13 protein-coding genes are annotated in these 12,582 nt (G+C 58.3%); 3 read left to right on the top strand and 10 right to left on the bottom strand.

Features of this window, described 5'->3' with window-relative positions; genetic code table 11:
• Positions 1 to 123: 123 nt before the first annotated feature.
• A complete protein-coding gene (locus AABM52_RS25055) occupies positions 124 to 1,341 on the top strand; it encodes an argininosuccinate synthase (protein ID WP_347908781.1) in 1,218 nt (405 codons plus the stop codon).
• Positions 1,342 to 1,485: 144 nt separating this feature from the next.
• On the opposite strand, the gene AABM52_RS25050 is transcribed toward AABM52_RS25055, so the two are convergent.
• Positions 1,486 to 2,184, bottom strand: coding sequence for a hypothetical protein (locus AABM52_RS25050; RefSeq protein ID WP_347908779.1), 699 nt, complete (start codon positions 2,182 to 2,184; stop codon positions 1,486 to 1,488).
• 545 nt (positions 2,185 to 2,729) lie between these two features.
• Here AABM52_RS25050 and AABM52_RS25045 point away from each other — a divergent pair.
• A complete protein-coding gene (locus AABM52_RS25045; protein WP_008053528.1) occupies positions 2,730 to 3,356 on the top strand; it encodes a response regulator transcription factor in 627 nt (208 codons plus the stop codon).
• A gap of 80 nt (positions 3,357 to 3,436) precedes the next feature.
• Here AABM52_RS25045 and AABM52_RS25040 read toward each other — a convergent pair whose 3' ends face one another.
• The 8 genes from AABM52_RS25040 to metG all read right to left on the bottom strand — a co-directional run bounded on the left by AABM52_RS25040 (position 3,437) and on the right by metG (position 10,318).
• Positions 3,437 to 3,616 carry a PA3496 family putative envelope integrity protein gene (locus AABM52_RS25040; protein WP_007972325.1) on the bottom strand — a complete coding sequence of 60 codons (180 nt, stop codon included), beginning with the start codon at positions 3,614 to 3,616 and terminating at the stop codon, positions 3,437 to 3,439.
• A gap of 106 nt (positions 3,617 to 3,722) precedes the next feature.
• Positions 3,723 to 4,361: an endonuclease III gene (gene nth, locus AABM52_RS25035; protein WP_347908777.1), complete on the bottom strand. Its 639-nt coding sequence runs from the start codon at positions 4,359 to 4,361 to the stop codon at positions 3,723 to 3,725.
• A gap of 25 nt (positions 4,362 to 4,386) precedes the next feature.
• Complete coding sequence (locus tag AABM52_RS25030) at positions 4,387 to 4,971, bottom strand: Rnf-Nqr domain containing protein (protein ID WP_347908775.1); 585 nt, start codon at positions 4,969 to 4,971, stop codon at positions 4,387 to 4,389.
• Positions 4,964 to 5,575, bottom strand: a complete 612-nt coding sequence (locus AABM52_RS25025; RefSeq protein WP_347908773.1) for an RnfABCDGE type electron transport complex subunit G — start codon at positions 5,573 to 5,575, stop codon at positions 4,964 to 4,966. The genes AABM52_RS25030 and AABM52_RS25025 overlap by 8 nt, the downstream gene beginning before the upstream one ends.
• Positions 5,572 to 6,558, bottom strand: coding sequence for an RnfABCDGE type electron transport complex subunit D (locus AABM52_RS25020; RefSeq protein WP_347908772.1), 987 nt, complete (start codon positions 6,556 to 6,558; stop codon positions 5,572 to 5,574). Before AABM52_RS25020 ends, AABM52_RS25025 begins: the two co-directional genes overlap by 4 nt.
• Positions 6,545 to 7,558 (bottom strand): electron transport complex subunit RsxB, encoded by a 1,014-nt coding sequence (gene rsxB, locus AABM52_RS25015; protein ID WP_347908770.1) that lies wholly within the window; start codon positions 7,556 to 7,558, stop codon positions 6,545 to 6,547. Before rsxB ends, AABM52_RS25020 begins: the two co-directional genes overlap by 14 nt.
• Positions 7,555 to 8,124, bottom strand: coding sequence for an Rnf-Nqr domain containing protein (locus tag AABM52_RS25010; protein WP_347908768.1), 570 nt, complete (start codon positions 8,122 to 8,124; stop codon positions 7,555 to 7,557). The genes rsxB and AABM52_RS25010 overlap by 4 nt, the downstream gene beginning before the upstream one ends.
• A gap of 142 nt (positions 8,125 to 8,266) precedes the next feature.
• On the bottom strand, positions 8,267 to 10,318 hold the full coding sequence (gene metG / locus AABM52_RS25005; RefSeq protein WP_347908767.1) for a methionine--tRNA ligase: 2,052 nt from the start codon (positions 10,316 to 10,318) through the stop codon (positions 8,267 to 8,269).
• Between the two features lie 186 nt (positions 10,319 to 10,504).
• Between metG and apbC the strand changes: the two genes are divergently transcribed.
• Positions 10,505 to 11,599, top strand: coding sequence for an iron-sulfur cluster carrier protein ApbC (gene apbC, locus AABM52_RS25000; RefSeq protein ID WP_095943841.1), 1,095 nt, complete (start codon positions 10,505 to 10,507; stop codon positions 11,597 to 11,599).
• Between the two features lie 102 nt (positions 11,600 to 11,701).
• Here the strand turns inward: apbC and AABM52_RS24995 are convergent, their stop codons facing one another.
• Positions 11,702 to 12,460: an SDR family oxidoreductase gene (locus AABM52_RS24995; RefSeq protein ID WP_347908765.1), complete on the bottom strand. Its 759-nt coding sequence runs from the start codon at positions 12,458 to 12,460 to the stop codon at positions 11,702 to 11,704.
• Positions 12,461 to 12,582: the final 122 nt, after the last annotated feature.

Raw genomic sequence — 12,582 nt, 5'->3', positions numbered from 1 at the left:
GGTCATCGTCGCCCTCTCGACATAATCTGTCGCTTCGTCGTCATAAGCTGTCGCGCCACTGTAAATTATTCTGTATGAGCGGTAGACTTCCCGGCTTTCCGTAGAACCCCGTGGAGTGATGGCATGGCGGACGTAAACAAGGTCGTTCTGGCGTATTCCGGCGGCCTGGACACTTCGGTGATCCTCAAGTGGCTGCAGGATACTTATAACTGTGAAGTGGTGACCTTCACCGCTGACCTGGGTCAGGGCGAAGAGGTCGAACCTGCTCGCGCCAAGGCTCAGGCCATGGGCGTCAAAGAGATCTACATCGACGACTTGCGCGAAGAGTTCGTGCGCGATTTCGTTTTCCCGATGTTCCGCGCCAATACCGTTTACGAAGGCGAGTACCTGTTGGGTACTTCCATCGCTCGTCCGCTGATCGCCAAGCGCCTGATCGAAATTGCCAACGAAACCGGTGCAGACGCCATTTCCCATGGCGCCACCGGCAAGGGTAACGACCAGGTTCGTTTCGAACTCGGTGCGTACGCCTTGAAGCCAGGTGTGAAAGTGATCGCCCCTTGGCGCGAGTGGGACCTGCTGTCCCGTGAAAAGCTGATGGATTACGCCGATAAGCACGGGATTCCGATCGAGCGCCACGGCAAGAAGAAGTCCCCGTACTCCATGGATGCCAACCTGCTGCACATCTCCTATGAAGGCGGCGTGCTGGAAGACACCTGGACCGAGCACGAAGAAGACATGTGGAAATGGACCGTCTCCCCGGAGAACGCTCCAGACAAGCCGCAGTACCTGGAACTGACTTACCGCAACGGCGACATCGTCGCGCTGGACGGCGTCGAAATGACTCCTGCCACCGTGCTGGCGACCCTGAACCGTATCGGTGGTGAGCACGGTATCGGCCGTCTCGACATCGTCGAAAACCGTTACGTGGGCATGAAGTCCCGTGGCTGCTACGAAACTCCTGGCGGCACCATCATGCTGCGCGCCCACCGTGCGATCGAATCGATCACCCTGGACCGCGAAGTGGCTCACCTCAAAGACGAGTTGATGCCCAAGTACGCCAGCCTGATCTACACCGGCTACTGGTGGAGCCCTGAGCGTCTGATGCTGCAACAGATGATCGACGCGTCCCAGGCCCACGTGAACGGCGTTGTGCGCCTGAAGCTGTACAAGGGCAACGTGATCGTCACCGGTCGCAAGTCCGACGACTCGCTGTTCGACGCCAACATCGCTACCTTCGAAGAAGATGGCGGCGCGTACAACCAGGCGGATGCAGCGGGCTTCATCAAGCTCAACGCCCTGCGCATGCGCATTGCGGCGAACAAAGGCCGGAAGCTGTTCTGAGACCTTTGAAATCGTGATGGATACCTGACCTCGTCCTCGACGGGGTCAGGTACCTGAAACCGGGGTGTGACGCCAGTGACTGCGTTCTCGGGTGTTTTCGTTCCCGCTGATGATTTCCTGTTTTTATCCTTCCAATAGCCTGTCCTATGGGTTGTTGTTTGCCGGTTGCCCGACCTGATCAATGACCGACAACCTGTGCGAGTCCGGATTGTAGGCTACATAAAAGGCAGCACTGCGCTTGCTGGCCAGTTTTGAATGTTCAAGCGCACTGGCTTTCAGTAATTTCTCCGAAACGGCACAAGTGACAAACAGAATCACGTACGCCGTCTTTTCCCGTTGCCTCCGGATTTTCTCCAGCAGCGCTCCAAACTCGACCTCTTTGCACATCCAGCGTACATCAACGATGTACAGGTCTTTTACCGGTTCCGGTAACTGAAGGTGATGCTGAACGGAGACAGTGGTTTGCAGACCGATCCCGGTTGGCGGGTCCTGTGCGCCACAGGGCGTGCGAGCTGACTGCCAGTCATTGGTAGACGTATCCAGAGCGGAGTTTTCAGACGGCTTTGCGCACGCTTTTTTTTCCGACCGCCCAACATCATCCATGACCTTCATGAAGTGCTTGCCCTTTTCAAAATCGGAAGGCGCATAAAGTGATTTATAGTTGAAGTTGAGTGTCGCGAAAAATAGTAAAAGCAGATAGAACGGAAAACTGATCAGGAACCAGACGTAGAGTTCTCTTTCTTCCTGGTCAAGGAAGGGTAGAGAGACGGCTGCCGAAGTTTCAGAGAGCGCTGCGAATATCGCGATAATTGTCATTGGGTTGGTGATTCGTTTTTTTATCATATTCTGTACTCATGCCGGGTTGTCTGTTCTCGAGTGATTTATGAGGTTGGTTTGATTTGGTGGTTATTGTAGAGGCTTTTATTGCTTGTTGGTTTTTGATAGGTTTTTATTTGTTTGTTCTATTGCTCTTCAGTTTCTTTGATTTTTGGCGTGATTTAATGATTGCTCAAAAAATATTATTTGCTGTAAGAGTAATTGGATGCTTGGTGTGTGATATTTCTGGTATGAGTGTTGAGTGCGTAAATAACAGTTACGTTTTAACTGAGAGGTAGAGGCTAGTGCTTGGCTGGACGCGACCGATCAAGCTGGCTCTCGGAAAACTCTGGTCGTAAATCGACAGGGGTGGCTGCTGGAAAGTGCGACACACTGACGCTGATACAGTTTTCAATTCATTCTGTTCGAGGGATTTTTGTAGGAGGAATCCGTGTTGTTTGTAGGGTATGTCTCTTGGTGCGGGTGGCCGGGAGGGGCGACATGCCATGGGTGAAACGACTAGGCTATTGTGCGGGCTCTAAAAATTCGAACAGCGAAAATTGGACTTGCCCATGAATAAAGTGCTGATCGTGGATGATCACCCCGTCATTCGTCTTGCGGTACGTATGCTAATGGAACGTCATGGCTACGAAGTTATTGCAGAAACCGATAATGGTGTGGACGCACTGCAACTAGCCCGTGAACTTATGCCGGACATTGTCATTCTGGATATCGGGATTCCGAAGCTGGACGGGTTGGAAGTCATCGCGCGTTTGTCGTCGACCTCAATGCCGATGAAAGTGCTTATTTTGACTTCCCAGGCGCCGGGACATTTTTCGATGCGTTGCATGCAATCCGGTGCGGCCGGTTATGTCTGCAAACAACAAGATCTCACAGAGTTGCTCAGCGCTATAAAGGCCGTGTTGTCAGGCTACAGTTACTTTCCTAATCAAGCCTTGCATACCGTGCGTTGCAGTTTGGGGAATGCCAGCGAGGCCGATATGGTTGATCGATTGTCGGGGCGGGAAATGATGGTCCTGCAACAGTTGGCTCGAGGGAAGACTAATAAAGAAATTGCCGATGGGATGTTTCTCAGCAATAAAACAGTCAGTACTTACAAGACCCGCCTGTTGCTAAAACTGAATGCGCGGTCTCTGGTCGATCTGATCGAGCTGGCACAACGCAATGGTCTGGTGTGATGACGTAACGGCGCGACAAGGGGCGCCTACCGGAGTATGGCACTTAAAAAAAAGCCTCCGTTTCTGGAGGCTTTCAGGTGTCATAAATCAAAATCGTAATCGGCCAATTGCTTTTGCAGTCGGCGCTCCTCCAGCAGGTTGTCGATGGTGCGGCGTTTGCTCAGATTAGTTTTCGCTACTTCAACCACCGGCTCAGCGTCATCGGTTTCGGCGGTGGTGAAATCGTCTTCTACGTCCAATTGCTCTTTGCCAGTACTCATTTAGTTGCTCCAGGCTAAGAAGGCCTTTGGCGCTCCTTATATCGACAATCTCCCGGCGGGTAAAAAAGATTTTTTCAATCGACAAATCAATAAACCTAATAGCGCCTCAATCGTCGGAGGTTTTGTGCTTGTATTCGCACAAGTCCTCGATCCGGCAGCTCCCGCATCGGGGCTTGCGGGCCAGGCAAACATAGCGGCCGTGAAGGATCAGCCAGTGATGGGAGTCGAGCAGGTACTCCCTGGGCACGAATTTCATCAGTTTTTTCTCGACTTCCACCACATTCTTGCCGGGAGCTATGCCGGTGCGGTTGCTGACCCTGAAAATATGCGTGTCGACGGCCATGGTCAGTTGACGGAATGCCGTATTGAGTACCACGTTGGCGGTCTTGCGGCCGACGCCGGGCAATGCTTCCAGCTCTTCGCGGGTTTGTGGCACCTCGCTGGCGTGACGCTCGACCAGCAAGCGACAGGTTTCGATCACGTTTTTCGCTTTGCTGTTGTACAAGCCGATGGTCTTGATGTACTCCGACAGCCCCTCGACACCCAGGGCATGGATCGCTGCCGGGGTATTGGCGACCGGGAACAGCCTGGCCGTGGCCTTGTTGACGCCGACATCGGTGGACTGCGCCGAGAGAATCACGGCAATCAGCAATTCGAACGGTGAGGAGTACGCCAGTTCGGTCTTTGGTTCCGGGTTGTCCTCGTGCAGTCTGCGGAAGATTTCCAGGCGTTTTGCGGCATTCATGGGCAGTACGTTTCCTCGAAGGCAATCAATGTGTGGGCGTGGGGCGCCAGGCCTGCCAGGTGGCGATCAGCAGCCCGAGCAGGATGAACCCGCCAGGGACCAATGTGGCCAGGCGCAGGCCACTGTCAGCCATCAGTACCCAGCCTTGCCAGTCAGTTTGTGTTGCGCCGAACAGCCACGATAGATGGTTTCCGAGTGTTCCGTTGCCGATGAGTTCGCGCAGCAGGCCCAGCGCGATCATCAGCGTGGCAAACAGGCCATTGAGTCGCAGGCGTAGGCGCCAATCGCTCTGAAAGAACCCGGTGTGTTCCAGTACGACGCATTGCAAGGCGATCAAGGCGCCATAAATCCCCAGATGCTGCTGCCATTGCAGCGACCAGGCCTGTGCCATGAGTTCCGCGCAACTGGTGAGCGTGGCCGCCAACAGGATGCTGGCCAGCAAGCGGGTCGCCGGGAACAGGCGGGATCGCAGGGCGCCCATGGCCAGACTGAACAACTCGGTTATCACCATGAACATCAGGCACAGGCCAAGTGCGGCCATCAGCGAATGGGTGGCGCCGATCAGCGGCGTCAGCATCAAGGCGTTGCGCATCGTCGATGAGTTATCCATGGGCAGGGATTCCGAGGAGTTGTTGCCGGTGTTCATCGAAGTAGCGCAAGGCATCGTGGACGGCATTGATTACCGCTCTTGAGGTGATGGTCGCGCCTGCGATCTGATCGAACTGTCCCTGATCCTTTTTCAGCGCCCAGCCGCTGTCACCGGGTTCTGTTCGAGACTTGCCGGAAAAAACCTGGAGCCAGGTATTGGGCCAGTCGGCGATCCGTGCCCCCAGCCCTGGTGTTTCCGACTGTTTGAGGGTTTTGACGCCCAGCAATCGGCCATTGGCGTCGACAGCGATCAACAGGTCGATGGCACCGGCGTAGCCAAGGGTTTGACTGCGCAGCAACACCGCGACGGGTTGATTGGCCCGGGTCGCCAGATAGCCACCCAGCAAGGTGCTGTTGGTCAGCGCGGTTGTTTCGATTCTGATGGGCTGTTCGAGTGGTTGGTTGTCGTAGCTGTCCGGCGCGATCAGGTCCAGCAGGTTACGGCTGTCGATCAGGCGCTGTTCGGCCGCAATGCGCGGCGCGCTGCCGAACTGCACGAAGTAGGTCACGCCAAGGCCCAGTGCGGCCAAAAGCACCACAAGTGCGATGCTTGATGTCCGGTTCATGGCGCCTCCGGCTGTTGCCTGGCCGCCACGAACCGCTCCAGCGCCGGCACGCACAGGTTCATCAATAGCACGGCGAAGGCGATGCCGTCCGGGTAGCCGCCCCAGGTACGAATCAGATAAGTCAGAAGCCCCACGCCAACGCCGAACAGCAGCCGCGCGCCAGGGCTTCTGGGGCCGGAAACCGGTTCGGTGATGATGAAGAACGCGCCCAGCATGGTCGCGCCGGTCAGCAGATGAAACAACGGCGAGCCATGGGAGTCGGAGCCCGAACCGTTCCAGCACAGCAGGCTGATGATGAACAGGCTGACCAGCATGCCGACCGGCGCATGCCAACTGATCACCCTTCGTTGCAGGAGAAACACACCGCCCGCCACAAAGGCCAGGTTCAGCCATTCCACCCCCCGGCCGCCAAAGTGGCCGAATGTCGGGTTGCCGGCAAACAGTTCATCCATGGTCAGGCTTTTGTTGATCCGCAGACTGTCCAGTGCTGTGGCCTGCACCCACGCATCCGGCGCGTGGCCGACGCCGAAAACGTGCTGCAAGCCGCTCAGCAGATCCATGCCATGGGGTGATGGCCAAAGGGTCATTGGTTGGGGAAAGGTCACCAGCACCAGGGCAAAACCGAGCATCGCCGGGTTGAAGGGATTCGAACCGACACCGCCGTACAAGTGCTTGCCGAACACCATCGCAAAAGCGGCAGCACTGAGGGTCAGCCACCATGGGCAATAAGGCGGCAGCGCAAGAGCCAGCAATGTGGCACTGACCAGCGCGCTACCGTCACTCAAGGTTGCTCGCAGCGGTCGCTTGCGCAAATGCACGACGGCGGCCTCGACGGCCAACGCAGCAGCGGCCGCCAGAACGAGATTGATCAATACGCCCCAGCCATACAGCCAGAACGCTGCCAGCATTCCCGGCAGCGTGGCCAACAGCACCAGCTTCATCGCCTGTTGCAGGCGATCATCAACCACTTCAAGGGCTGGCATGGACGTCCACCAGGCGTTCGGCTTCGCCGAGTGCGCGCTCCAGGGCTTCGATTTGCTCCGCCGTCGCTTCGTTGGCCTGAGCCTTCTTGAGTTCGGCGCGGCGCATGGCCAACTGGATCTTGGCCCGTTTCAGATCGGCATTATTTGACGACACAGGTGCGACCGTCGGTGCAGGGGCCGATGGTGCGACGCTTTCCAGTTGCGCCAGGCTTTGTTCGGCGGCTTCGAACTGTTGTTGCAGGACGATCAACTGCGATTGCTGCTCGAAGGTCGGCGGATGCCCAAAAGCCTTCAGCGATTTGTGCAACTGCGCCCGACTCATCGCCACATCGATCTTGGCCTTTTTCAGCGTGGCATCGGCATTGGCGGCTTTCTGTGCACGGACGCGTTCGAGGGCCGCCTGCACCGGGTCGGCTGTCGCCTCGGCAGGTAGCGCGGCTCGCTGCCTTGCCTGGCGTTCGGCGATTTTCTGTTGCTCCTCACGCTGCAAGCGGGCATTGCGCTGTTCGAAGCGGCGCCGTGCGTGATCGCGTTTGAGGGTACGGGCCTGCCGCGCCTGCGGTGTGAGGGCCAGGCCTCCGACAACGGGCAGTACCGAGTTCGGCAGCAGTGGGCGCATTTCGATGCAGTCCACCGGGCAGGGTGCCACGCAGAGGTCGCAACCGGTGCACTCATCGATGATCACCGTGTGCATCAGTTTGGCCGCGCCGACGATGGCATCGACCGGGCAGGCCTGAATGCACTTGGTGCAACCAATGCACTCGGCCTCGCGGATATAGGCGATCTGCGCAGGTGCCGAGCCGCGAGTGATGTCCAGTTCCAGCACCGGCACCTTCAGCAGTTCGGCCAGGGCCGCGATGGTTTCGTTGCCGCCTGGCGGACACTTGTTGATCGGCTCGCCATTGGCGATGCCTTCGGCGTACGGCTTACACCCGGGGTGGCCGCACTTGCCGCATTGGGTTTGCGGCAAGAGTGCGTCGATGAGTTGAATCAGACTCATGTTTTGATCAGTCCGCTGAATCCGAGAAAAGCCACTGCGATCAGGCCGGCGCCGATCAGGTCGATCGGCAAGCCGCGAAAGGGCAGGGGAACATCGTTGTCGGCCGTGCGTTCACGCAAATCAGTGAACAGGCTCAACACCAGCCAGAAGCCCAGCCCTGCACCGAGGCTCAAGGCTGTGGCGTGAAAGAAACCCTTGTCTTCCTGAGCGTTGAGCAAGGCCACACCGAGCACGCCGGCATTGCCCAGCAGCAACGGCCAGAGGCCTTCGAACGGCAGTGTCGAAAACACCCGGGCCAACAACTTCAGCAACGGGCTGATCAGCAACACGCTCAACGGCAGAAACACAAACAGACGCAACGGCGTCAATTGCAGTGGCACCAGCAGCCATTGATAGAGCGCGTAGCCGAGCATGCCCACGACCAGTATCAGGCAGGTCGTCGCAATACCCAAGGCATGGACCTGACGGCGCTTGCCGGCCAGTAGTGGATCGACGGCCAACGGCCAGTGCAACACGATGTTGTTGATCAGGGCGGCGCTGATGAGCGTAAGCAGGATTTCGGTCATTGTTCGTGCCGGCAGGAACAGGGTTTTTTAGCGCAGTTGTCTAAAAAGAGTAGGCATTATCCGGCAAGGACGGAGGGTGGGCCAGACATGAAAATCCCACAGCCGCGCCAGGCACGACTGTGGGATCGATTTGCCGCAGACCTTACTTGATGCGCTGGCCCGGCTTGGCGCCGCTGTCAGGGCTGAGCAGGTAGATCTCTTCACCGCCAGGGCCGGCTGCCATCACCATGCCTTCGGAGATGCCGAACTTCATTTTCCGTGGCTTGAGGTTGGCGATCATCATGGTCAGGCGACCATCGAGCTTCGACGGGTCCGGATAAGCGCTCTTGATCCCGGAGAACACGTTGCGTTGCTCGTCACCGATGTCCAGGGTCAGGCGCAGCAGCTTGTCGGCGCCTTCCACGTGTTCGGCCTTGACGATCAGCGCGACACGCAAATCGACTGCCGCGAAGGTGTCGAACTCGATTTCCGGCGACAGCGGATCCTTGGCCAGTTCGCCGTTGCCGGCCGGTGCAGCTGCGCCGGTGTCGGTCTGGCTGGCGGTCAGGTCTTCTTTCGAGGCGTCGGTCATGGCTTGCACCTTGACCGGGTCGATACGGGTCATCAACGGCTTAAACTCGTTCAGCTGGTGATTGCTGAGCAAGGTCGTGTGGTCGTTCCAGGTCAGCGGCGCGACGTTGAGGAACGCCTCGGCGTCGGCGGCCAGCAGTGGCAGCACCGGTTTGAGGAAGATCACCAGTTGACGGAACAGGTTGACGCCGGTGGCGCAGATGGCCTGGACTTCATCCTGTTTGCCTTCCTGCTTGTTCAATGACCACGGTGCCTTGTCGGCGATCCAGGCGTTGGCGCGGTCGGCCAGGCCCATGATCTCGCGCATGGCGCGGGCGAAGTCGCGGGCTTCATAGGCGTCGGCAATGCTTGGCGCGGCGGCCAGGAAGGCTTCGGTCAGTTCAGGCGCGGCGTTGGTGTCGACCATCACGCCGGCATTGCCCTTGTTGATGAAACCGGCACAACGGCTGGCGATGTTGACGACTTTGCCCACCAGGTCGGAGTTGACCTTCTGCACGAAGTCTTCGAGGTTCAGGTCGAGGTCATCGACGCCACGGCCCAGCTTGGCCGCGTAGTAATAACGCAGGTATTCCGGCGACAGGTGATCCAGGTAGGTCCGGGCCTTGATGAAGGTGCCGCGGGACTTGGACATCTTCTGGCCGTTGACGGTCAGGTAGCCGTGTACGTTGATCCCGGTTGGCTTGCGGTAGCCCGCGCCTTCGAGCATGGCTGGCCAGAACAGGGCGTGGAAGTTGACGATGTCCTTGCCGATGAAGTGGTACAGCTCGGCGGTGGAGTCCTTGCCCCAGAACGCGTCGAAGTCCAGCTCCAGCGTGCGGTTGCACAGGTTCTTGAAGCTGGCCATGTAGCCGATCGGCGCATCCAGCCACACGTAGAAGTATTTGCCCGGCTCGTCGGGGATTTCAAAACCGAAATACGGCGCATCGCGGGAGATGTCCCACTGTTGCAGGCCGGCATCCAGCCATTCGGCGATCTTGTTGGCCACGGCGTCCTGCAGGGTGCCGCTGCGGGTCCAGGTTTGCAGCATTTGCTGGAAGTCTGGCAGCTTGAAGAAGAAGTGCTGGGAATCCTTGAGCACCGGGGTGGCGCCGGAAATCGCAGACTTCGGATCCTTCAGGTCGGTCGGTGCGTAGGTCGCGCCGCATTTTTCGCAGTTGTCGCCGTACTGGTCCTCAGTGCCGCATTTCGGGCAGGTGCCCTTGATGAAGCGGTCGGCCAGGAACATTTTCTTTTCCGGGTCGAAATACTGGGTGATCGAGCGCGTGGCGATGTGCCCGGCGTCACGCAGCTTCAGGTAGATCTGGCTCGACAGCTCGCGGTTTTCTTCGGCGTGAGTGGAGTGGAAATTGTCGAAGTCCACCATAAAGTCGGCAAAGTCGGCGCTGTGTTCAGCCTGGACGTTGGCGATCAGTTGTTCCGGGGTGATGCCTTCCTTTTCCGCGCGCAGCATGATCGCCGATCCGTGGGCGTCGTCAGCACAGACATAGATGCATTGGTTGCCGCGGTGCTTCTGGAAGCGCACCCACATATCGGTCTGGATGTATTCCAGCATATGGCCAAGGTGGATCGAACCATTGGCATAGGGCAGGGCGCTGGTGACGAGGATCTTGCGTGGCTCGGACATGGGGCTCGGCTACTTGATGAAACGGAGGTCGGCCACTATAAAGCGCCGGCGCATATTTTTCACCCTGTGAGCCTGTTTCATTGGATGAGTAACAGGTGCAGGCTGCGATCTTTTCAACATCCCGCCGAACGCTTAGAACAGGTACGATACCCATCATCTTTTCCAGTCCTGTTTTCGGAGTTGCCCATGAGCGCCGTCAATCGCGCAGCGGTGGAAGCCGTCCTTCGCCAATACACCGACCCTTACCTGAACCAGGACCCGGTCAGCGCCGGGTGCGTGCGCAACATCGAGATCCAGGGCGAGCGCGTCAGCGTTCAGCTAGAACTGGGTTACGCCGCCGGTCTGTTCAAGAGTGGCTGGGCGCAGATGCTGGAAATGGCCATTCAGGGTCTGGATGGCGTGGCAAGTGCCAAGGTCGAAATCACCAGCGTGATCGCTGCGCACAAGGCTCAGGCGCAGATTCCGGGCCTGGCGAACGTTAAAAATGTGGTGGCCGTGGCATCCGGCAAGGGCGGCGTGGGCAAATCCACCACGGCGGCCAACCTGGCCCTGGCCCTGGCCCGCGAAGGTGCCAAGGTCGGGATTCTTGATGCAGACATCTACGGCCCGAGCCAGGGCATCATGTTCGGCATCCCCGAGCGCACTCGCCCCGAGGTCAAGGATCAGAAGTGGTTCGTTCCGCTCAAGTCCCATGGCGTTGAAGTGATGTCCATGGCGTTCCTGACCGATGACAACACGCCGATGGTCTGGCGCGGGCCGATGGTCTCCGGCGCCTTGTTGCAATTGGTGACCCAAACCGCGTGGGGCGACCTGGATTACCTGGTCATCGACATGCCGCCAGGCACCGGCGATATCCAGCTGACCCTGGCGCAGAAAGTGCCAGTGGCCGGTGCGGTCATCGTGACCACCCCGCAGGACCTGGCATTGCTGGACGCGCGCAAAGGCGTGGAAATGTTCCGCAAGGTCAACATTCCGGTGCTGGGCGTGGTGGAAAACATGGCCGTGCACATCTGCTCCAACTGCGGACATGCCGAGCATCTGTTCGGTGAGGGCGGTGGCGTGAAGCTGGCCAACCAGTACGGCGTCGAGCTGCTGGCTTCGCTGCCGCTGTCGATGGTCATCCGCGAACAGGCCGATGGCGGCAAGCCAACGGTGATCGCCGAGCCTGACAGCCAGATTGCCATGGTTTACCAGGAACTGGCCCGTCACGTTGGCGCGAGGATCGTGTTGCAGGAAGCGTTGACGCCGGCGATGCCGAATATCAGCGTCAGCGACGATTGATTCCGGTCGCCTGTTGAAAGATCGCAGCCTGCGGCAGATCCTAAAGGGTGAACATCAATCCCATGTAGGAGCTGCCGCAGGCTGCGATCTTTTGATCTTGCTTTAGATCCGCAACCCGCCATCCATCTCCAGAGTCCGACCGGTGTAATAGTCGTTCTCGAAGATGTAAGCCGCCGAATGGGCGATTTCTTCAGGCTTGCCCATGCGCTTGAGCGGAATCCCTGCAGTCATCTTCTCCAGTGCTTCCGGCTTCATGCCCAGGGTCATTTCGGTTTCGATGAAGCCCGGTGCAATGCCGGCGACGCGAATGCCGTAACGTGCCAGTTCCTTGGCCCAGGTCACGGTCGCCGCAGCAACACCGGCCTTGGCGGCGGAGTAGTTGGTCTGACCGACGTTGCCGGCGCGGGAAATCGAAGAGATATTGATGATCGCGCCGCTGTTGTTCAGCTCGACCATTTTCGCCGCGACTTCACGGGTGCACAGGAACACGCCGGTCAGGTTGACGTCGATGACGGCCTGCCATTGGGCCAGGCTCATCTTGGTCATTTCGCCATCCTTGACCTTGAGCAACAGGCCGTCGCGCAGGATCCCGGCGTTGTTGATCAAGCCATGGATCGCGCCGAAGTCTTCAGCGACCTGGGCAACCATGTGGGTGACTTGTTCTTCGTTGGCCACGTTGCACAGGTAGGCGCGGGCCTCGACACCCTGGGCCTTGCAGGCCGCGACGGCGTCGTCGAGTTTTTCCTGGTTCAGGTCCACCAGCGCGAGTTTCGCGCCCTTGGCGGCGAAATACTCGGCCATGGAGCGGCCTAAACCCTGGCACCCGCCAGTGATAATGATTACTTTGTCAGTGAGTTGCATTCGCATGCCCCGGTAGCAGGTCTGAGTGTTTTCCTTGTAGAGAGCCTCTCGATCTGCGCCTGATGCGGCCCGGCTGCACATGAGAACTGCCCCGATGGCGTGCTGGGACTTTCACCAGCAGC

Origin of the sequence: Pseudomonas grandcourensis (genome assembly GCF_039909015.1) — a bacterium.
In the GTDB taxonomy this organism is placed as follows: Bacteria; Pseudomonadota; Gammaproteobacteria; order Pseudomonadales; family Pseudomonadaceae; genus Aquipseudomonas; species Aquipseudomonas grandcourensis.
Note: the sequence above shows the minus strand (reverse complement) of the source record. Positions and strands in the feature narration are given on the sequence as shown.

Bases quoted from the DNA above. Each gene is read 5' to 3' on its own strand.
- AABM52_RS25055 (WP_347908781.1), top strand. From the start codon at position 124: ATGGCGGACGTAAACAAGGTCGTTCTGGCGTATTCCGGCGGCCTGGAC.
- AABM52_RS25050 (WP_347908779.1), bottom strand. From the start codon at position 2,184: ATGATAAAAAAACGAATCACCAACCCAATGACAATTATCGCGATATTC.
- AABM52_RS25045 (WP_008053528.1), top strand. From the start codon at position 2,730: ATGAATAAAGTGCTGATCGTGGATGATCACCCCGTCATTCGTCTTGCG.
- AABM52_RS25040 (WP_007972325.1), bottom strand. From the start codon at position 3,616: ATGAGTACTGGCAAAGAGCAATTGGACGTAGAAGACGATTTCACCACC.
- nth (WP_347908777.1), bottom strand. From the start codon at position 4,361: ATGAATGCCGCAAAACGCCTGGAAATCTTCCGCAGACTGCACGAGGAC.
- AABM52_RS25030 (WP_347908775.1), bottom strand. From the start codon at position 4,971: ATGGATAACTCATCGACGATGCGCAACGCCTTGATGCTGACGCCGCTG.
- AABM52_RS25025 (WP_347908773.1), bottom strand. From the start codon at position 5,575: ATGAACCGGACATCAAGCATCGCACTTGTGGTGCTTTTGGCCGCACTG.
- AABM52_RS25020 (WP_347908772.1), bottom strand. From the start codon at position 6,558: ATGCCAGCCCTTGAAGTGGTTGATGATCGCCTGCAACAGGCGATGAAG.
- rsxB (WP_347908770.1), bottom strand. From the start codon at position 7,558: ATGAGTCTGATTCAACTCATCGACGCACTCTTGCCGCAAACCCAATGC.
- AABM52_RS25010 (WP_347908768.1), bottom strand. From the start codon at position 8,124: ATGACCGAAATCCTGCTTACGCTCATCAGCGCCGCCCTGATCAACAAC.
- metG (WP_347908767.1), bottom strand. From the start codon at position 10,318: ATGTCCGAGCCACGCAAGATCCTCGTCACCAGCGCCCTGCCCTATGCC.
- apbC (WP_095943841.1), top strand. From the start codon at position 10,505: ATGAGCGCCGTCAATCGCGCAGCGGTGGAAGCCGTCCTTCGCCAATAC.
- AABM52_RS24995 (WP_347908765.1), bottom strand. From the start codon at position 12,460: ATGCAACTCACTGACAAAGTAATCATTATCACTGGCGGGTGCCAGGGT.